General features: G+C 36.7%; 18 protein-coding genes and 1 pseudogene. 15 read left to right on the top strand and 4 right to left on the bottom strand.

Annotated features, from left to right (window positions below):
- The 6 genes and pseudogenes from GJV03_RS21805 to GJV03_RS21640 all read left to right on the top strand — a co-directional run.
- A pseudogene (locus GJV03_RS21805) lies at positions 1 to 1,066 on the top strand (phage tail protein); the annotation flags it as partial.
- Entirely contained in the window at positions 1,066 to 1,386 is a 321-nt protein-coding gene (locus tag GJV03_RS16820) for a hypothetical protein (protein WP_154130632.1), read from the top strand. The pseudogene GJV03_RS21805 and the gene GJV03_RS16820, both read left to right, overlap by 1 nt.
- Positions 1,386 to 2,126, top strand: coding sequence for a hypothetical protein (locus tag GJV03_RS16815; RefSeq protein WP_154130631.1), 741 nt, complete (start codon positions 1,386 to 1,388; stop codon positions 2,124 to 2,126). Before GJV03_RS16820 ends, GJV03_RS16815 begins: the two co-directional genes overlap by 1 nt.
- Before the next feature lie 58 nt (positions 2,127 to 2,184).
- Entirely contained in the window at positions 2,185 to 2,463 is a 279-nt protein-coding gene (locus GJV03_RS16810; protein WP_096734562.1) for a phage holin family protein, read from the top strand.
- Positions 2,463 to 2,900, top strand: coding sequence for a lysozyme (locus tag GJV03_RS16805; protein WP_154130630.1), 438 nt, complete (start codon positions 2,463 to 2,465; stop codon positions 2,898 to 2,900). The genes GJV03_RS16810 and GJV03_RS16805 overlap by 1 nt, the downstream gene beginning before the upstream one ends.
- Positions 2,901 to 3,177: 277 nt before the next feature.
- A complete protein-coding gene (locus tag GJV03_RS21640; protein WP_252720730.1) occupies positions 3,178 to 4,335 on the top strand; it encodes a hypothetical protein in 1,158 nt (385 codons plus the stop codon).
- A 338-nt stretch (positions 4,336 to 4,673) separates the two neighbouring features.
- On the opposite strand, the gene GJV03_RS16795 is transcribed toward GJV03_RS21640, so the two are convergent.
- Complete coding sequence (locus tag GJV03_RS16795) at positions 4,674 to 5,207, bottom strand: GNAT family N-acetyltransferase (protein ID WP_154130629.1); 534 nt, start codon at positions 5,205 to 5,207, stop codon at positions 4,674 to 4,676.
- A gap of 504 nt (positions 5,208 to 5,711) precedes the next feature.
- Here GJV03_RS16795 and GJV03_RS16790 point away from each other — a divergent pair.
- From GJV03_RS16790 to GJV03_RS16775, 4 genes are all read left to right on the top strand, one after another.
- Positions 5,712 to 6,380, top strand: a complete 669-nt coding sequence (locus tag GJV03_RS16790; protein ID WP_154130628.1) for a hydrolase — start codon at positions 5,712 to 5,714, stop codon at positions 6,378 to 6,380.
- 766 nt (positions 6,381 to 7,146) lie between these two features.
- Complete coding sequence (locus GJV03_RS16785; protein WP_004724912.1) at positions 7,147 to 7,638, top strand: DUF2867 domain-containing protein; 492 nt, start codon at positions 7,147 to 7,149, stop codon at positions 7,636 to 7,638.
- Between the two features lie 166 nt (positions 7,639 to 7,804).
- The gene (locus tag GJV03_RS16780) at positions 7,805 to 8,161 is read left to right on the top strand and encodes a DUF4124 domain-containing protein (RefSeq protein ID WP_354666870.1); all 357 of its coding nucleotides are present in this window, start codon (positions 7,805 to 7,807) and stop codon (positions 8,159 to 8,161) included.
- Positions 8,162 to 8,461: 300 nt separating this feature from the next.
- Positions 8,462 to 8,692: a hypothetical protein gene (locus GJV03_RS16775; protein ID WP_004724907.1), complete on the top strand. Its 231-nt coding sequence runs from the start codon at positions 8,462 to 8,464 to the stop codon at positions 8,690 to 8,692.
- An 80-nt stretch (positions 8,693 to 8,772) separates the two neighbouring features.
- On the opposite strand, the gene argG is transcribed toward GJV03_RS16775, so the two are convergent.
- Both argG and GJV03_RS16765 read right to left on the bottom strand, forming a co-directional pair.
- The gene (argG, locus tag GJV03_RS16770; RefSeq protein ID WP_004724905.1) at positions 8,773 to 10,116 is read right to left on the bottom strand and encodes an argininosuccinate synthase; all 1,344 of its coding nucleotides are present in this window, start codon (positions 10,114 to 10,116) and stop codon (positions 8,773 to 8,775) included.
- 436 nt (positions 10,117 to 10,552) lie between these two features.
- Positions 10,553 to 11,404 carry a LysR family transcriptional regulator gene (locus tag GJV03_RS16765; protein WP_004724903.1) on the bottom strand — a complete coding sequence of 284 codons (852 nt, stop codon included), beginning with the start codon at positions 11,402 to 11,404 and terminating at the stop codon, positions 10,553 to 10,555.
- A gap of 152 nt (positions 11,405 to 11,556) precedes the next feature.
- Here GJV03_RS16765 and GJV03_RS16760 point away from each other — a divergent pair, with 152 nt between their 5' ends.
- The 5 genes from GJV03_RS16760 to dld all read left to right on the top strand — a co-directional run bounded on the left by GJV03_RS16760 (position 11,557) and on the right by dld (position 18,652).
- Positions 11,557 to 12,474, top strand: a complete 918-nt coding sequence (locus tag GJV03_RS16760) for a DMT family transporter (protein WP_004724901.1) — start codon at positions 11,557 to 11,559, stop codon at positions 12,472 to 12,474.
- A 567-nt stretch (positions 12,475 to 13,041) separates the two neighbouring features.
- Positions 13,042 to 14,712 carry an L-lactate permease gene (gene lldP, locus GJV03_RS16755; protein WP_171501871.1) on the top strand — a complete coding sequence of 557 codons (1,671 nt, stop codon included), beginning with the start codon at positions 13,042 to 13,044 and terminating at the stop codon, positions 14,710 to 14,712.
- Positions 14,713 to 14,742: 30 nt separating this feature from the next.
- Positions 14,743 to 15,486, top strand: coding sequence for a transcriptional regulator LldR (gene lldR, locus GJV03_RS16750; protein ID WP_004724896.1), 744 nt, complete (start codon positions 14,743 to 14,745; stop codon positions 15,484 to 15,486).
- Positions 15,487 to 15,488: 2 nt separating this feature from the next.
- Entirely contained in the window at positions 15,489 to 16,643 is a 1,155-nt protein-coding gene (lldD, locus tag GJV03_RS16745) for an FMN-dependent L-lactate dehydrogenase LldD (RefSeq protein WP_004823052.1), read from the top strand.
- 311 nt (positions 16,644 to 16,954) lie between these two features.
- Entirely contained in the window at positions 16,955 to 18,652 is a 1,698-nt protein-coding gene (dld, locus tag GJV03_RS16740; protein WP_004724894.1) for a D-lactate dehydrogenase, read from the top strand.
- Positions 18,653 to 18,782: 130 nt separating this feature from the next.
- Here dld and GJV03_RS16735 read toward each other — a convergent pair whose 3' ends face one another.
- On the bottom strand, positions 18,783 to 19,607 hold the full coding sequence (locus GJV03_RS16735; protein ID WP_004724887.1) for a hypothetical protein: 825 nt from the start codon (positions 19,605 to 19,607) through the stop codon (positions 18,783 to 18,785).
- Positions 19,608 to 19,706: the final 99 nt, after the last annotated feature.

Genomic DNA, 19,706 nt, shown 5'->3' with positions numbered 1-19,706 from the left:
TAAGCTTGGTGATTATGCGACGACTGGCGCATTAAGTACTGTTGAGTCGAAAGTTGCCGATGTTGACAATAAATTGACAGCAACAACAACTAAGATTGATGGTGTTTATGCCCAGATTAACCCGACATTGATTGGGTCTGAAAACGACTTAATTGGTAATGAGGGTGGGTTTGCAGGCGTATGGTCTGAGCAATCTGCAAGAATTGAAGGAGATGTGGTTCAATCACTTCGTACTGATCAAGTGATTGCACAGATGAATGAAAATCAAGCTTCTGTGACAACTCAACTCAGTACATTGGTGAATGCAGATAAGTCTTTAAGTGAGAGTATTAGCACTGTACGTGCTGATTTTGACAGTAATAAAACGGCTGTTCAAAGTCAGATAAAAACTATATCTGATGCTCAATCTGCACAGTCTTCACGTATTGATACGGTTCAAGCTTCATCTGTTTCTGCAATTACCAAAGCAGATAATGCTCAAACTACCGCCAATGATGCTTTATCAAAAGCAAATACGGCAAATACAAATCTTGCGACAGTTCAAACGAAAGTCGAGACGGTTACAACAGCTCAAACTGCTACCGCAAAGCAAGTTGGTACGATTCAAACTACTGTAGAGGGCAACACTGCGAGTATTCAAACTCAGCAGTCATCTATTAATGGGTTAAATGCAAGAGCAACGTTGAAACTGCAATCAGGTAATTTAATCGGCGGGATTGGTATTGAGAATGACAGCAAAACTGTTGATTTCATTATTCAAGCAAATAAGTTTGCAATTGCCCCGCCTGAAGGTACTACTGGATCAAGCAAATATGCATTTGTGTACCAATCGACACCAACAGAGTTACCCAATGGAACCATCGTACCTGCTGGTTTATATCTTGATAATGCGTCAGTTGGTTATATTTCAGCAAGTAAGATCTATGCAGATAATCTGAGTGCTATTAGTGCTAATTTAGGAACCTTTACCAGTTCAAATAGTAATGGCACAACAACGATTACGGGCTCATATATAGAGGTTAAAGATAGTCAAAACCGTGTGAGAGTTAAGATAGGAGTCTGGTAATGCCAATAGGCATTTTGTTGCAAGATGAACAAGAGAGAGTCTCATTCGATGGCACTCAACGGATACCAAAAGTATTGGTAGAAGTCACTATTAATGCAGGGGACGTAACTAAGACCGTTTCATTACCAAGAACCTTAAAAGGTAATCTTTACTACTACTATAAACCGCTGATAGCCAATGATTCTGAGCCTTATTATGATCCAATGAGTTATAACTATAGGGTCTCAGTTTCTGGCACCCAACTTACAATTTCATTTATACCTTATGCCTCATGGAGCTCTGCACCGAAGCCATTTAAAGTCTATGTAGGAGAGTATTGATGGCATCCTATTTAGAAATTAATAATGAAATCACTCAAGTTATTGATGATTCATTCTTCAATTTAGCATTTGTGCGGAAAGAGAGACGATATTTTACTAAAACAGCGGGACCAGGTGTCTACGGTTGGATGGGTTATGATATCGATGTTTCAGGTATTGACGGTGCTGTTCTTGCTTTTAGCTCCATCTGTGGTGCTTGTTACTACAGTTTAACTGATTCAACAGTTCGGGTGATGGTAACTGGTGCGAACCAGCAAAATATTCCAAGTGCAGTCAATAAGTTAAATACTGAGACTAATTATATTGATATTTATATTTTTGGTAGACCGATTGATAACACGCCAAATATAGGTTTTAAAGCTTGGGATGCGAACGGCAAGTTAGTATTTGATGCAAATCATAGATACATGCAACCCGTTCAAATGATCATGGAGACTGATAACTATTCACCAGTAGTAGGTGGTAGTAATCAGTATCGTAATAGCAAAACTCTTTCATTACCTGTTGGTAGAAAATATGCGATTTATCCTTTAAATCGTATGTTCGCAATTTACGCTGAGTGGATATCTAATGGTTGGGAAACATTTTATCAGGCTGATGTCTATTCATCTGTAGCTGCAATTGATAGTAGTACATTGTATTTAACTTCTGGAAAGATTGATCAGGTAGAAGATACTTCTGTTGTATCTATAGGTGTTTGTCGACACCATTACATGATTCTTGACGTCACAAATTACTAAACATCAAACATTACACGCACCTTCGGGTGCTTTTTTATTGCCAAAAATAGGGGGTTACATGCAAGAGCATGAAAAAACATTACTGACTTTAATCGTAATTGGAGGGCTGATCGGTATGAGTAAGCTTCTAGTTTCACCTGAAAAACTCACTTTCCGAGTAATTATTGGGCGAACCATTTTAGGATCTGCATCTTCCTTGGTGGCTGGTTTGGTTTTGCTTCAGATTCCCGAAATTTCACCATTAGCATTAGTTGGTATTGGGAGTGCACTGGGAATTCTTGGTTCTACATTCATTGAAGAATATCTCAAGAAAAATGCAAGAAAGTGGGGTGCATAATGAAAACAAGTGCTAAGGGAATAAATTTGATTTGTGGCTTTGAGGGTCTTGAGCTCAAAGCATATGACGATGGCGTAGGTGTATGGACTATAGGTTATGGCACAACATCCATTAATGGCGTTAAGGTTAAGAAAGGAGATACTTGCACCGCAGAGCAAGCAAAAGCATACCTGGCTCAGGATTTGAAGAAATTTGAATCAGCCGTTAATACGGCAGTAAAGGTCCAATTAAATCAAAACCAGTTTGATGCGTTGATTTCACTAACCTACAACATCGGCTCTGGTGCATTTAAAGACTCAACATTACTTAAAAAGTTAAATGCAAAAGACTATAAAGGAGCTGCAGCTCAATTCCCACGGTGGAACCGCGGAGGCGGCCGAGTTTTGAATGGTCTTGTAAAACGCAGAAAAATTGAAATGGAGTTATTTCTAAAATGACACTATTCCCACTCATTTCAAAATGGCGAGAAATCTTAATCGGACTTCTCGCTTTTATTGGTCGTTATAAGATTTAGAATAAAAATTTTATGTATGGTGAGCTCGTCTTTTATAAAGTTACAGTAAATAATATTTGAGATGAATCACGAAAATGTGCACAATTGTTATAGTGTACATAGTACAAGATAAAGCGAGCATTAAATTTAGTTTGGTGTTTCACTTTTTAAATTTCTTGCTTTACAAAAAATCAATTTTTATTACATGAAAAGAATTAATCATGAAAAAGTGCATAGTTAACCAAAATTTATCTTCAGTGCTTAAGTTAAGCTCACTGCTGCTAATCACATCGATGTTGATAGCCTGTGGAGGAGGATCAGATTCTTCTTCATCGAATCAATCAGATCCAAAAACTACTGTAAAACCAGATCCAAAACCAGACCCAAAACCAGATCCTAAACCAGATCCTAAACCAGATCCTAAACCAGAAATTCAATACATCAAATTGTCAGGAACTATTAACACTATTGGAGATATACTTAGTCAAAGTAATGTGAAAATTGAAGCTAAATGCCTAGATAGTAGTGGTTTTAGTAATATTGTGAATACAAATATGTATGGAGACTGGACTGGAGAAATTGATAAAACTCAATTACCATGTAAAGTTCGAGCCATATCGAATAATGAAATTTATTACTCATATATCATCAAAAATAATGAGCTTGTGAATATAAACCCGATTACAAGTTTTGTGATTGCTAGTGCGTCAAATCAGACAGTGGAAGATTGGTATCAAAGTAGCTCTATATTTGTAAGTGGTGATTTAGAAAAAGCTATTGATCAAATAAAACAAGAATTAAAGCTTAAAAAATATATTATTGATGAGAGTGTTAATTTATTGAGTAATGACACATCAAAAGATAACTCTTCTTATTATAAAACTTTAGATAAACTTAAAGAAGCTATAAACAAGTCCACTGCATTCAATGGTTATCCTGAACTATTAAAAATGATTGGAGAAGGAAAATACAGTACTATCCCTTATGCTATTGAAGATTATGCACGATTAAATATTGATTATAGTGCTTGTGTAGGTACAGAGTATCAAGGAAGTACTAAGCTTTTAACACACTGTTCTTCTAGTTTAATACCCGATTTTAAGAGTAGTAAATTGGTACAAAAAAACAATTCAATTTGCGATATTCAAAAAAATGGTGATGAATTAACCTTTAAGAGCGGTCAGAATGAGTATAAAGTAAAAATAAATAAAGAAGCTAGTGATAAGATTACAGATAGGTATCCAGTTATGAATACTCTTTTATTGGCTGAAGGTAGTAACAGGGTTGAGTTGGTTTTTCAATACGATTCATTAACAATAGCTGCTGCTTATCAAGTAGATAGCCAAGGAAAATCTATTGGAGTAATCTCTTGTCAATAGTTTGATTGATGATAAATTTATAATATAAATGTCATAGATATTCAAAAAAGCATATCTATGACACAAGATAGTACTATGTATCATTAGGATTATTTTGGTTTTGATATCCCCGACGATTCTAGCTAATTTAATTATACCTTGCCCTAAACTACTAAAGCTTGAGTAAGGGCCAGGGTAAAAAACCATCATTGAGTACACCAATACCAACAGTGACATACTCGAGAAGTGCGTCATTGAATATCGAGCAGTGGCAAAAGACGCTGATGGACACGCGGCTGATGCAGAAAAATTAAGGGAGTCATGGCCCTCTGAGTGAGGGCTGATTCATCTAACGACCATTATGCTAAATCAGATCTAGTTATCTCATATAAAACATGCTTTGCTAGATCATGGTTTTCTGGAAGTTTTGGGTGATTAAATTCTTTTACTTTTTGCATTCCTAATTTTTTCATTACAGACTCTGATGGTTTATTTACAGAAGGAGTAAATGAAACAACTTTATCCAAATTCAGAGTATTAAAAGCATACTCTAAAGCTGCTTTTGCACCTTCCGTTGCATAACCTTGCCCCCAAAAGTCTTTTGCTAGTCGCCAACCTATTTCAATACAAGGAGAAAAATCAAACTGTATTGGCTGACTAAGTAAACCAATAAATCCAATAAACTCTTGACTCTCTTTTAACTCTACAGCCCAATATCCCCATTTATTTTCATCGATTATACTAGTAACTGCATTAATAAAATTAATACTCTCCTCTTGTGTTAAACACTTAGGAAAGTATTTCATTACCTCAGGATCTGAACCCATTTTGATGAAGGGTAGATAATCACTTTCTTTCCATTGTCGGAGTATTAGACGTTCTGTTTCTAACATATAGACTTGCACATACCTTAAAATTAACTTATTACACTTTATATCAAATCATAAAAAATTTTCATATCTATAACTTGATATATGCCTTACCTAAAAATATTAAAGCTTAAGTCAGGGCAGTGCAAAGAAGTCATAATTAAGCACACCAATACCAACAGTGACTTATTCGAAAATTTCATCACTGAATATCGAGAAGTGGCAAAAGCTACTGATGGACACGAAATTGATGCAGAAAGATTGATTGAGCGGCGGCCCTCTGAGTGAGGGTTATTTGAAGTAAACATATGCGACTAAACTGCAGTTCACTTATGAAAAAAAAATATATAATTACAAGATAAAACAAAGATAAACTTTCTGGAATCCATTTTATATATTAGTTTATCTACAAGGTGGTTGATTTTTCAACTGTCTACTTCTTCATATGAATTCTTGTTTTATTTTCATATGGTTAAATTTTTCGTTATATCACGAAAGTATAAAATTACAATATTTGAGGTGTTACTCATGGCAGCAACTAACGGCATGTTAGATCCAAATGATTCGGTTATTCTATTGATTGATCATCAAAGTGGGTTATTTAATACTGTACGGGATTTACCTGTACCTGATTTACGTAATTATGTTTCAGCTATTGCAAAGACAGCAACACTTTTAGATATCCCTGTAATTACTACAGCATCTGTACCAGATGGTCCAAATGGCCCTTTAATACCTGAAATTCATCAGTATGCTCCGCATGCGGTTTATGTTCCGCGGACAGGACAAATTAATACATGGGATAATCCACTCTTTGTTGATGAAATTAAGAAAACGGGTAGAAAAACTTTGATTATCGCTGGAACCTTGACCAGTGTGTGTATGACATTCCCTGCGGTAAGTGCGCGTAAAGAAGGTTATAATGTGTATTGTGTAGTTGATGCTTCAGGAAACTGGAACAAAATGGCAACGGATACATCTATTGCGCGTGTCACTCAAGCTGGAGCAATTCCAACTGATACTTTTGCCATCGTGGCTGAATTAATGCGAACTTGGAACCGCCCTGAAGGTTCGCGTTTTGCTGAAATTATCTCTGAGCATATCTGTCCAGAATATAAATGCTTGATGGAAAGCTATGCGAAAGCACAGGAAATCTATAGAGACGGCCCAGAAACAAATTTAGATAAGTATAAATAACTGAAAGTATTTTGTATTAAGGTAAAAATATTCTTCAATAAAATGACTCAAATTCAATAATGAATTTGAGTCATTAATTTATACAATAATAAGTAACGTAAAGCTTAGTTTAGATATTGATACAGTCCATTATAAATGAAAAACGAGGACCTTGTTTCTAGAAATAATTTTGGAATAAAAAACTATTAAAAAAAGCAAAAAATTGCTAACTTGCGCATTTTCGCAAGCTGAAAATAAAATAGAAAAATATTACCTTCTGTTATAAGATTAACTTGTTAAGAGTAAGATTCTATTTAGTTGTCATATGTGAATAGCGGATAGGGGGCTATTCAATATAAAGTATTGGTAGTACTTTGTATTCCTAATGGTTTGGTTTAGTTGATAGCTAATCCAAACTATTTTATTTGGGATAAAGATTTCACTGAAACCCAACCTAAAAAGTCTTTGTGTACAGAACGGTGTACATATTAATTATTTTGAATCAACTAAAGCAATATAACTAATTGTTTTATAGTGTTTTAATTTTATTTCAAGTCATTCATAACATGGATAGCTAATTAAAAGATAGACGCACTAAAGTCAGTATAATCAAAGGTCTGCCAAGTGCAGACCTTTTTGTTATTTATGGTTTGGCTATTTTATTCTAGAATCTAAGTATATTTATTAAACTTTAGAATGTGAGTAATTGCACCAACAACTGATTACTGTAGACTGTTTTTAGCGGTTGTTTGAAAAAATATTAATTATATTTTAAGGGGTTAATCGAATGAACATAGAAAAAGATCCTAAAATACTGGTTGCTCCACTTGATCAATTAAATTTTTTACACGAAGCCAAGCAATATATTGATAAAAATCTTACCAGTACTCAAGCCTATTATCTAATGACCAGTAAGCCGCCAGTTTGGTTGAGGGCTGCGTTTAAGCTAAGAGATTTTTTAAGCCGGCATTTAGGTGGTGTGCAACCTATTCAAGGCTTTGGTGAATCAACTAAACCGCTTCAAGTGGGTGGGAAAGCAGATTTTTTTGATGTGGTTAAAGTCTCAGATCGTGAGCTTTTTTTACAGTCAACCGATAAGCACTTGAGTGTATTGCTGGTTTTACAAATCGAAGAATATGATGGACTTAGAAATGAATTAACGATATGTACCAGTGTAGTAACATATAATCTTTTTGGGAAAATTTATATGCTGCCTGTTTCTATGGTTCATGGTTTTATTGTTCAGCAATCACTTAAAAACCTTCAAATTAAATCTTGAAACTCAAGGCTTTGAACTATGACAAAATGCTGTAAAACTTGGCAAAAAAAGTCATATTTATACCTTAATTGTAGATGAAAACTCCTGTGAATAAGAAAACTCCTGTGTAAATAGCAATTTAAATCATTTGTTGATATTTTGTTGAGACTTAAATGGAGTGTTGGTTGTGAAAAAAGTATTGTTGGTTATCTTAGCTTTAGGGATTTCTCATCATGTATTTGCTAAAGACGTACACAAATGTACAGTAAAAGGTTCGGTAACTTATCAATCTAGACCCTGTGCTGGAACTGCTATTATAAATCCACAGCAACAACTTCAACAAAAATTAACCCAACGAACTGCAAACCAAACTTCGATACAGCAACAAAAAACTCAGTCTGAAATGCATCAGTATTCTCAACAGCAACACCTGCAACGCCATTCTGGTAATGGAACATCTAATGAGATTCCAGATACTGTTGAAGGCAAAAAGAAAAGTTTGGCTATAGCGCAAGAAGCTTATAAACAAACAAAGAATCGTTAATTGTTTTTAAATTTGCTTAGACCGTTTTTGTTTTATGGGCAACTGGTTTTTATTAAATTAGCTTTTATTAAAGCAGTTTGGGAAATGAATGCAATATAAGAATAATTTAATTGATGAAGAGTACTGGTGAAAGTGATTGATTAGGCTTCTGAATCACAAGGTAATATGCTTTTTAGTTAAATTTTTCGCTTTAAATAAATAGGGGATTGTAATCCTATGGCTGTAGGTGAGTAATGTATTGGATGGGTTTATTCTGTTATATTAAGCAACCTAGTTAAATTTATTGAAAGCCTTGAATTTATGTCACAGACAAGTTCGAAAAAATTTTATATCTTTGCGACATTAGCATTGTTATTTCCAGTATTTTTAGTTGGAATGGCTTTTCTTGCGGCTAAAAGTGATGCCGAAACCAAACGGGAATATGATCAAATTCGCCAAGAACATGCTGAAAAGATTGAGTTGCAAAAACAACAGCAAAAATTAGAGCAACAAAACTTATCGCAGCCTGAAACTAAGAATGCAGTGTCTTGATAAGCAATCTTTAATGAAAAGTCATTAAGGCTAAAGCTAAAAAAACCGCCAAATTTGGCGGTTTTGTTTTTCATCAAAAATTATTTATTTTTGTCTTTCAACTGAGGGATCGCAGATCCTGTACCGACAGCCAATAAACCAGTATTGGTATAAATACCAAGTTTTGCGCGGGTGTCCGTGATATCAAGATTACGCATAGTCAATTGGCCGATACGGTCAGCAGGACTAAACATTGAATCACCTTTTTCCATGGTTAAACGCTCAGCTTCATAAGTGAGGTTCTCTGATTCAGTGTTCATAATCGTGTAGTCATTACCACGACGAAGTTCTAAAGTCACAGTACCAGAGATTGCTTTAGCAACCCAGCGTTGTGCTGTTTCACGTAGCATCAATGCTTGCGAATCGAACCAACGACCTTGGTACAATAAACGACCTAGACGTAAACCATTGATACGATATTGTTCAATAGTGTCTTCGTTATGAATACCCGTTACAAGACGTTCATAAGCAATATGAAGAAGCGCCATTCCCGGAGCTTCATAGATGCCACGAGATTTTGCTTCAATAATACGGTTTTCGATTTGGTCAGACATACCTAGACCATGACGACCACCAATGCGATTGGCTTCAAGAATGAATTCAACAGGGTCTTCAATACGTTTGCCATTTAATGCAACAGGGAAGCCTTCTTCAAACGTTACAGAAACTTCTTCAGCTTCAACTTTTACGTCTTCTTTCCAGAACGCAACGCCCATGATTGGCTCAACGATTTTGATGCCTGCATTGAGGTATTCAAGATCTTTCGCTTCGTGAGTTGCACCCAACATGTTTGAATCTGTTGAATAGGCTTTCTCTTTCGACATTTTGTAATCAAAACCATTGTCGATCAAGAATTGTGACATTTCAGCGCGACCGCCTAATTCATCAATAAATTGCTGATCTAACCAAGGTTTGTAAATTTTAAGTGCAGGGTTGGTTAATAAACCATAACGATAGAAACGTTCAATATCGTTCCCTTTATAGGTTGAACCATCACCCCAAATATTAACATCATCTTCTTTCATTGCTGTAACAAGCATTGTACCTGTTACTGCACGACCTAATGGTGTTGTGTTGAAATAAGGAACACCACCAGTGCTGATATGAAATGCACCACATTGAATTGCAGCAATACCTTCCAATGCAAGTTGTAAGCGGCAGTCAACCAATCGGGCTTTTACAGCACCGTAGTTTTCAGCTTTACGCGGAATTGCATCGTAGTCATCTTCATCAGGTTGACCTAAGTTTGCTGTATAAGCATAAGGTTCTGCGCCTTTTTGTTTCATCCACAATAAAGCTGCTGAAGTATCTAGACCACCAGAAAAGGCGATACCCACTTTTTTGCCTACTGGTACATTCTGCAAGATCGTTGCATTATCAGTCATTGCTCGTCCTAACTATTTCGAAAGAGGCACCACATACATGGGTGGCCAAAGAGAATTTTATAAACGCAGTATTGTAGCACTTTTTCAATCAATGTTTTATTGGATTTGAAGGTTAACATTGAAAAAATGACAATTTATTAGAGCAAAATTAATTTACTTAAATGACTTATACACCTCAGGTAAAACTTATAAGAAAAGTCAAATTAAAGAGGTGTGAAATTTAATAAGAAGTTGAAAAGGGTAGTGAAATAGGGAGATTGATGTCTACCATTATTGGGTGTTTATTCTTGATTGGATTTCCAATAGGTACTTGTATAGGGCTGCTGATTTTGCTGAATGTGTGTAAGGCCAAATGGCAAGCTGCGGATTGACCTATGTTAAAAGTAAGATAAATTGGATGTATAGGGTTAACCCAATATATCTGATTCGTTTGATATCATAGTTGATCATTTAAACCAATAAACTGCTTTTCAATCGGGGTAAATACATGTTCACTTCGGGCTATCAGATAGAATCCAATATCTCGATATTGTTCGGGTGTTTCTCGATAATATTGAATATTAAATTTTTTGATCAGTGACTTTGCAATCATTGAAATTCCCATACCCAACTGAGTGAAATTGACTAAGGCTTCATGATCATAAATATGGGTTAATTCACCCTTGGTTAAATGATAGTCTGTATAAATATGATCTAAAGTGGTTGCATAACAGCATTCTTCTGAGGCAAGTAAAATATTTTGATGATTGAGACAGTCTTCAAGGCTGTCATGGTTGATGACATTTTTTCCGATAATCACCAATTGATCATCTGCCTTTTGAATATACTGGATATTTTTCTGTTTTGGGTGACCTAAAACATAAGCGATATCTAGGTTTCCGCGTAAAATTTCATCTTCAATATAGCCTGTAGCACCTGTTTTCATGGTGATTGAAAGCTCAGGGTAGGTTTCATAAAGTTGGCTAAAAGACGGGTAGAAACGCATTCCGCCTAAACTGGTGTTGGTACCAAAGCGTAAATATTTTTCCTGCTGATAGATTTTATTTTCTGTTTCTTCCCATGTGAAGATCATTTTTTTGTATTGCTGATATAAATTCATTCCTGATTCGGTCAGTTCAACACCTTTGGGTTTTCGGATGAATAATTGACGTTTATAGTGATTTTCAATCTTTTTTATTTTTGCTGTCATATTCGATTGTAAATAATTGAGCTTATTTGCTGCTGCTGTAATGCTTTTTAGTTCAGCAACAGTCACAAATGATTTGATATCACCCATATCGATATTCATTTCAATTCCTCAATAATGCGTTGAATAAGTGCTGATACTAAAATATCTACTTTAGCATCAAAAAAAATGATGTGTACATTAAAACATAGCATTATTCATGATGTCATTTATTTTCTATACTCTATGTACTTTCCATCTGTTGAGTACAGCAAATGAATCTTCGAGTGATTGGTGCAATTGTATTATTGTGTCTCGTCTGGGGATCTTTGTGGGGATTGGTCAAACATAGTTTGCAAATATTTCCGCCATTCTTATTTATTTCTACGCGTTTAATCTTAGCTGCGCTTACCCTTATGTTGGTTCAAGTACTGTTAAGAAAATCCGTTTTACCCGCAAAAGGTGAATGGCAAAAACTGATGATCTCAAGTTTGATGATTTGTATTGGTTTTTATGCAACACAAACCTTTGCCATGCAATTTGTTGATTCGGGATTGTCTGCTGTTTTAGTGTTTACTATGCCTATTTTTATTGGTGTATTGGCGCATTATATTTTAAATGAGCGTTTAAATAGCCAAAAAATAATTGGGTTGGTTCTTGGCACATTGGGCTTGGTTGCAATTCTTTGGCCACAATTACATCATATTCATTTGAATTTATCGTTAATTGGTCAAGCTTTCTTAATCTTGTCAGGCTTCTTCTGGGCTTTAACCACAGTTTATATCAAACAGAATTTTGCAACTTATGACAAAATCAAATTGACCTTTTGGCAATTGCTGATGGGTGGTGTGGTGATTCTGATCGGCGCTTTAATTTTTGAACCTGTAGATGTTAAAGTTTGGATGAATCCGCTCAATGATTCAATCCTGTTCTATATTGCTGTGATTGGAACTGGTTTTGCCTTTGCCTTGTGGAATTGGATTGTGAGTCAGGTAGATACCTTTGTTGCGTCTATTTCAATCATGTGTATTCCTATTCTAAGTTTATTTTTTGGTTATGTGCTTTGGCATGAGCCGATTACAATCAACATTATTATCGGTGCGGCATTTATTTGTTCAGGAATTATTTCAAGTTCTTTAAATCTTAAAATCAAGAAAAAACCTGCAACCTTATTGAGTTGTGAGCATCGTTAAATCAATGAATGGAGATTGTTGAATTAATTTATAGTTAATTAAATTTTTATGTAATTTTTCAATTAAAGTAAAAAGCAAAATCAGTGAAAGTTCATTGATTTTGCTTTTTTTTCTGTTTTTTATATTTTTTGTTTAATACGATGCCTTTACGCTTATTTTAACTGATTTTTAAATTGGTCTGACTAATTTTGGTTTTGAAGTATTTCCAAACCCGATAATAAACTTAAATCAGTGTTACTAAAAGGTGCATTAAAAAATAGCATACGACTAAAGTTGTATAAAATTGGTTTAATTTAAAAAAATACAATATAAAACAAATGAGTTATTCGATTTGAAACCCTGAAAGCTGAAGGATTGGTCTGTGAATAGGTCGAAATATTTGCAATATTGGTCATACCAAAATAATTAATTGAGTGCCAACTATTGATCTTTAAATCAGCAAAAATTAATATTAAGTAGCAGTTAGTGCAAAATTTTTTAATTTAAAACTAAATTGGTCATACCAATTATTGAGAAATAAATGGATGATTCAATGACATTCCACGTTCTAGCAAGCATTTCAAGGAGATGACAATGCTTCAACATTGGCAACAGATTTATGATCCGATGGGCAATATCTGGGTATCCAGTGCCATTGCGCTGATACCAATTATCTTTTTCTTTTTAGCCCTTGCTGTATTCCGCATGAAAGGAAGTGTTGCGGGGACAATTACAGTTGTATTGGCTTTACTGGTTTCATTATTTGCTTATCAAATGCCAACGATGATGGCATTGGCATCATTGGTCTATGGTTTCTTTTATGGTTTATGGCCAATTGCATGGATCATTATTGGCGCAGTATTCCTATATAAAGTTTCAGTAAAAACAGGGCAGTTCGATATTATTCGTTCTTCGATTTTGTCGATTACGGAAGACCAACGTCTGCAAATGCTTTTTGTTGGTTTTGCTTTTGGTACTTTCTTGGAAGGTGCGGCTGGCTTTGGTGCACCAGTTGCGATTACCGCTGCGTTATTGGTGGGGCTTGGTTTTAAACCACTTTATGCGGCTGGTCTATGTTTGATTGTGAATACAGCACCTGTGGCATTTGGTGCAATGGGGATTCCAATTATTGTGGCTGGACAGGTTTCTGGTGTAGAAACAATGGAAATCAGTCAGATGGTTGGACGTCAGTTGCCATTTATGGTTCCAATTGTGCTGTTCTGGATCATGGCGATTATGGATGGTTGGCGTGGTGTAAAAGAAACTTGGCCTGCTGTGATTGTCGGTGGTGGTTCTTTTGCGCTAGCACAATATTTGACTTCAAACTTTGTGGGTCCAGAATTACCAGATATTACCGCTTCAATTGCGTCTTTGGTTTCATTAACGATTTTATTAAAATATTGGCAGCCAAAGCATATCTTCCGTTTTGCAAATGAAGATGACAGCATGAGCGAGAATCTCGCTGCACAAAAACAACAGAAATATAGCCTTGCTCAAATTGCCAAAGCGTGGTCTCCATTTGCGATTTTAACAGTGATGGTTACGATCTGGAGTGTAAAGCTATTTAAGGATTTATTTACCAAAGATGGTGCACTGCATGATTTAGTGATTTCTATCAAAGTGCCATATTTGCATCAAATGATTCAAAAGATGCCACCTGTTGTTGCTGAAGTAAAAGACTATGATGCAATTTATAAATTTGATTGGTTCTCAGCGACGGGTACCGCAATTATTATTGCTGCAATCATTACTATTATTTTCTTAAAAATGAAGCCAAAAGAAGCAGTGGTTACTTTTGCTGAAACCATTAATGAATTAAAAATTCCCATTTATTCGATTGGTATGGTGTTGGCATTTGCTTTTATTGCTAACTATTCAGGAATGTCTGCAACCTTGGCTTTGGCATTGGCACATACGGGGCAAGCATTTACATTCTTCTCTCCATTCTTAGGATGGTTAGGTGTATTCCTTACAGGTTCGGATACTTCTGCAAATGCTTTATTCGGGGCATTACAAGCCACGACTGCGCAACAAATTGGTGTCCCAGAAGTATTACTGGTTGCTGCAAATACCAGTGGTGGTGTCACTGGGAAAATGATTTCTCCTCAGTCGATTGCAATTGCATGTGCGGCGGTGGGGCTGGTAGGTAAAGAGTCTGATCTGTTCCGTTTTACGGTTAAACACAGTATAACGTTTACTGTAATGATCGGTATTATTATTACACTACAAGCTTATGTGTTCCCATGGATGATTCCATGAGCATAAAACGTCACTGAATGAGGAAAGCAGATGAAAGTCTCTGACAAAGTGGTACAAAGCCTTCGTATGTTAATTGAAGAAAAAAACATGCAAGTCGGAGAACGTTTACCTGCTGAACGAAAGTTGTGTGAACAACTGGGCGTATCCCGTTCCTCTTTAAGAGAAGCGATTTCTCAACTGACCAGTACCGGAATGCTGATCAGTAAAGGCGGGGCGGGGACCTATTTACAACAATTCCCAGTGAATTGGTCGCAAAACCAGATTGTTGAATCTTTAAGTAATTTAATTGATGAAGACCCTGCATATCGTTTTGATGTGCAGGAGGCGCGAACAATCCTTGAAGGTGGTTCAGCTTGGTATGCGGCACAACGTGCAACACCTAAAGATCTGGCTCAGATTCGCGAATATTATGATCAAATTTCATATTTTCAGTCGATTGGTGATGATGAGCAAGCTTCACTTGCTGATGCTAAATTTCATTTGGCGATTGCTGAAGCATCGCACAATTTAGTGTTGATACAGATGATGCGGGGCGTTTTTGATCTGTTGCAGTTTAACGTGCTCTTGGGTAGACGCAAAGTGTACTCAGAAACACATCGATTTGATCAATTGCATGACCAGCATTTTAAAGTGATGGATGCAATTGAACGTCATGATCCAGATGCTGCAAGAGATGCGGTCTGTGGACATATAGAATTTGTAGTACAGCAAGTGCGTATGATTGATGAGGAAGAAGCCCGTCGTCAGCGTGCGAGCCGATTAAACAGGATATGAGCATGATTATTTCTTCTGCTAATGACTATCGTGAAGCCGCGCGACGTCGTTTACCACCATTTCTTTTTCATTATATTGATGGTGGTGCGTATGCGGAATATACACTAAAACGAAATGTAGAAGATTTATCAAAAATCGCTTTAAGGCAACGTGTTTTAAATGACATGTCTCAGTTAAGCCTAGAAACAAAATTGTTTGATGAAACTTTATCTATGCCAGTTGCATTGTCTCCTGTTGGATTAACAGGTATGTATGCACGTCGTGGTGAGGTTCAAGCTGCTGTGGCGGCAGATAAAAAGGGCATTCCTTTTACCTTGTCTACCGTGTCTGTTTGTCCGATTGAAGAAGTTGCACCAGCAATTAACCGCCCAATGTGGTTTCAGTTATATGTGCTGCGTGATCGTGGCTTTATGAAAAATGCTTTAGAGCGAGCCAAAGCTGCAGGCTGCTCAACTTTGGTGTTTACTGTTGATATGCCTGTACCTGGTGCGCGCTATCGTGATGCACATTCTGGTATGAGTGGTCCAAATGCAGCGATGCGTCGTTACATGCAGTCGTGTTTCCATCCGCATTGGGCTTGGAATGTCGGTTTGCTGGGTCGTCCACATGATTTAGGTAATATTTCCAAATACTTAGGAAAGCCGACTGGACTTGAAGATTATATCGGTTGGTTGGGCAATAACTTTGACCCGTCTATTTCATGGAAAGACCTTGAGTGGATTCGTGAATTTTGGGATGGCCCGATGGTGATTAAGGGGATCCTTGATCCTGAAGATGCCAAAGATGCAGTACGTTTCGGTGCCGATGGTATTGTTGTATCAAACCATGGTGGTCGTCAGTTAGATGGTGTCTTATCATCTGCGCGTGCGCTTCCGCCAATTGCAGATGCCGTCAAAGGGGATATTAAAATCCTTGCTGACTCTGGTATTCGTAATGGTTTGGACGTGGTTCGTATGCTGGCATTGGGTGCAGATACCTGCATGCTCGGACGTGCTTTTGTCTATGCATTAGGGGCAGCGGGTGGCGCAGGCGTTTCAAATCTGCTTGAATTAATTGACAAAGAAATGCGTGTCGCAATGACTTTGACGGGCGCCAAAACAATTGCAGACATTAACGCCGATTGTTTAGTGAAGTTAGACAAAGCATTGGATGCGTGATGTATTTTTGATACGTCATCAAGCTAAATGACAGTGTTCAATTTGATAGACGCAAATGTCATCCATGCAAATTTCATCTGAAGTGTTTTGAGGCAGAACGACCTTATAACATGATGTATTTGCAAAGCATCAAATGAAAAGATGTGATTTAACAAGTTTTGCGGATAAGCATGGTTCAAGCTACTTTTCAGCAAAAAAAGTAGCTTGAACTGATCGTTGATCCCTCAATACAAATAATATTGAAAAACGCTGTCGGAATGAATGCCTTATTGAATGAGATTGAATAAGGGTTCATCAATAGGATAGGGAAAATGCAATCTAATATTGATTCACAACACACCATTCAGCAATTGATCAACATCGTCGGTCAGCAACACGTTTTAACCCATGATCACGCTACCCGCCTATATCGTCAGGGTCGTCGTTATGGCTCAGGGCAAGTGCTGGCTGTTGTGGTTCCCGGAACTTTGTTTGAACAATGGCAAGTGCTACAAGCTGCTGTAAATGCGGACTGTATCGTGATTATGCAAGCTGCAAATACTGGCCTCACGGGTGGTTCAACACCTTTTGGTGATGATTACGACCGACCCGTTATTTTAATGAGTACACGTCGTTTGGCGGGTATTCAAGTGATTAACCAAGGTCAGCAAGTGATTTGCTTACCTGGTGCAACCTTAGATCGTCTTGAAAAAGAGTTGGCACACTATAATCGTGAGCCGCACTCAGTGATTGGATCATCTTGTATTGGTGCATCGGTTTTAGGTGGAATATGTAATAACTCAGGCGGAGCATTGGTTCGCCGCGGTCCTGCATATACTGAACTGGCACTTTATGCACGGGTCAATGCGTCAGGTGAATTAGAGTTGGTCAATCACTTGGGGGTGAATTTGGGTGAAACACCTGAAGAAATTTTGACAAAACTCGAAAATAAAAACTATCAACTCAATGATGTTATTAATAATGCGAGTTGTTGTGCTTCTGACCATCGTTATGCGCATGATGTTAAACAGGTCGATGAAAATACACCTGCACGATTCAATGCTGATCCATCACGTTTATTTGAAGCTTCAGGTTCTGCAGGTAAAGTCTGTGTCTTTGCAGTACGTTTAGACACCTTTGAAAAAATTCCAAGTCAGGTATTTTATGTGGGAACCAACTCACATGATGATTTGACTGAAATCCGTCGTTTCTTACTCAAAGATTTGCCAAGATTACCGATTGCGGGTGAATACATTCATCGTGTTGCCTATGATATTGGTGCTGAATATGGCAAAGATACCTTTATGTTTATCGAAAAATTTGGTACGGCAAAAGTACCTGCTGCATTTGCACTAAAAGATAAAGTGGATGGATATCTCGAAAAAATTGGCTTACGTAGTTTGTCTGATAAAGTGTTGCAGATGGTGACTAAACTGTTGCCCAATCATTTGCCAAAACGGATGAATGAGTTTCGTGATTTATATGAACATCATTTGATGATTCGTATCGAAAATCAGGATGTTGAGCAAGTTGAACTTTTTTTAAAAGATTATTTTCAACATAAAACATCAGGAAATTTTTTCCGTTGTACGGATGAAGAAGGGCGTAAGGCTTTTTTACATCGTTTCGCAGTGGCGGGTGCAGCAATTCGTTATCGTGATACGCATCGTTCGGAAGTTGAAGATATTGTTGCGCTGGATATTGCTTTACGCCGTAACGACCGTGAATGGGTAGAAACTTTACCTCAAGAGATGGATGATTTAATTACCCATAAATTGTATTACGGACATTTTCTCTGTCATGTGTTTCATCAAGATTATATCGTCAAAAAAGGGGTAGATCCTTTGGCAATGGAACATCAAATGTGGCATTTGCTGGATAACCGTGGTGCAGAATATCCTGCGGAACACAATGTAGGGCATTTGTATATTGCAAAGCCTACTTTAAAAAATCATTATCAAAAGCTTGATCCAACCAATAGCTTTAATGTCGGCATTGGGCAGACCAGTAAATTAAAATACTGGAAGTGATGATATTGAATCGTGTTAATTTGATTTGTTTATGGTGATTCACATATAAACAGTCTTTTAAAAACTGCTAGATGACGAACTCATTTATTTGACTAAATAAAATAGCCATGCAAAAAAGCATGGCTATTTTTTATTTCTGTTCGCCTAATTTAGAAGAAATAAATCCAAGCACAAAAGCACTGATAAAGAAGGTAACAACAGCATAAAGTGCGGATTGTGTGGTAAACCAAATTGCAATGGTTAAGATTGCAACGATGGCTGTACAAATCCAAATCGCCAACCCCGAAGTTGCTAAAGGTTGTTGAGATGAAGCAGGGTCAATTTGATCTGGTGTGGACAGGTCTTCTTTGGTATTTAAATCGTGAATAGGGTCATGTAGATTCACACCATAAAAGAAATAGGGATGATCATCAAAACGAGCAAGCTCGATACGTTGCATTTCAATAAAAGAAAGTTGTTGTGAATGATCTTGTGCCGAATTTTCAATGTGTTGTAACAATTGGGTTAAGAAATGGGCATCATTTAAATCCAAGGGCAAACCACTGGTGCGCAATAAAACATATTCAGGATAATGTTGTTCGATTAAAGATTTAAAATCTTCAAAATGGTAACTGTTCTCTGCACCAAAAGTTTCTATAAATAAGGGTTTTCGATCTGCTAAATTGAGAAGTGCTTGTTGTTGATCAATGACTAAATAAGCATATTGACTCTCACCAAAATCCTCTTGGCGTTCTTCTAGATCAATTTGATTGCGTTCATCGTTGATATCAAGATCATCTATATATCTTGTCCAGAAAATATTTTCTTGCTTAAACAGCATAAACCATAAAATCGGAATGAATGCATTTGCTTCGAGTTCAAAAGTTGCGCTTTGAAAAAACTCAGCCCATTGATTTTGACTACCTTGTGGCATATGGCTAAAGGTAGAACTGGTTAAAAATACCGGGTGGCTCATAACGTGATGCCTTTTCTTATTTACTTTTATTCAGCAGTTATATTGCAAAATAACGAAAATTGACACAGCAGATTGTTATAAAACTGTATAACACTTTTC

The sequence above is a fragment of the Acinetobacter sp. RIT698 genome (genome assembly GCF_009668065.1).
Lineage (GTDB): Bacteria > Pseudomonadota > Gammaproteobacteria > Pseudomonadales > Moraxellaceae > Acinetobacter > Acinetobacter guillouiae.
The sequence above is the reverse complement of the archived record's forward strand: the minus strand, read 5'-3'. Positions and strand labels throughout refer to the sequence as shown.

What these genes read in the sequence shown, in the direction of transcription:
- dld (WP_004724894.1), top strand. Translation starts at nt 16,955, where the DNA reads ATGCAATCTAATATTGATTCACAACACACCATTCAGCAATTGATCAAC.
- lldP (WP_171501871.1), top strand. Translation starts at nt 13,042, where the DNA reads ATGACAATGCTTCAACATTGGCAACAGATTTATGATCCGATGGGCAAT.
- GJV03_RS16775 (WP_004724907.1), top strand. Translation starts at nt 8,462, where the DNA reads ATGTCACAGACAAGTTCGAAAAAATTTTATATCTTTGCGACATTAGCA.
- GJV03_RS21640 (WP_252720730.1), top strand. Translation starts at nt 3,178, where the DNA reads ATGAAAAAGTGCATAGTTAACCAAAATTTATCTTCAGTGCTTAAGTTA.
- lldR (WP_004724896.1), top strand. Translation starts at nt 14,743, where the DNA reads ATGAAAGTCTCTGACAAAGTGGTACAAAGCCTTCGTATGTTAATTGAA.
- GJV03_RS16760 (WP_004724901.1), top strand. Translation starts at nt 11,557, where the DNA reads ATGAATCTTCGAGTGATTGGTGCAATTGTATTATTGTGTCTCGTCTGG.
- lldD (WP_004823052.1), top strand. Translation starts at nt 15,489, where the DNA reads ATGATTATTTCTTCTGCTAATGACTATCGTGAAGCCGCGCGACGTCGT.
- GJV03_RS16810 (WP_096734562.1), top strand. Translation starts at nt 2,185, where the DNA reads ATGCAAGAGCATGAAAAAACATTACTGACTTTAATCGTAATTGGAGGG.
- GJV03_RS16790 (WP_154130628.1), top strand. Translation starts at nt 5,712, where the DNA reads ATGGCAGCAACTAACGGCATGTTAGATCCAAATGATTCGGTTATTCTA.
- GJV03_RS16735 (WP_004724887.1), bottom strand. Translation starts at nt 19,607, where the DNA reads ATGAGCCACCCGGTATTTTTAACCAGTTCTACCTTTAGCCATATGCCA.
- GJV03_RS16815 (WP_154130631.1), top strand. Translation starts at nt 1,386, where the DNA reads ATGGCATCCTATTTAGAAATTAATAATGAAATCACTCAAGTTATTGAT.
- GJV03_RS16795 (WP_154130629.1), bottom strand. Translation starts at nt 5,207, where the DNA reads ATGTTAGAAACAGAACGTCTAATACTCCGACAATGGAAAGAAAGTGAT.
- GJV03_RS16785 (WP_004724912.1), top strand. Translation starts at nt 7,147, where the DNA reads ATGAACATAGAAAAAGATCCTAAAATACTGGTTGCTCCACTTGATCAA.
- GJV03_RS16765 (WP_004724903.1), bottom strand. Translation starts at nt 11,404, where the DNA reads ATGAATATCGATATGGGTGATATCAAATCATTTGTGACTGTTGCTGAA.
- GJV03_RS16805 (WP_154130630.1), top strand. Translation starts at nt 2,463, where the DNA reads ATGAAAACAAGTGCTAAGGGAATAAATTTGATTTGTGGCTTTGAGGGT.
- argG (WP_004724905.1), bottom strand. Translation starts at nt 10,116, where the DNA reads ATGACTGATAATGCAACGATCTTGCAGAATGTACCAGTAGGCAAAAAA.
- GJV03_RS16820 (WP_154130632.1), top strand. Translation starts at nt 1,066, where the DNA reads ATGCCAATAGGCATTTTGTTGCAAGATGAACAAGAGAGAGTCTCATTC.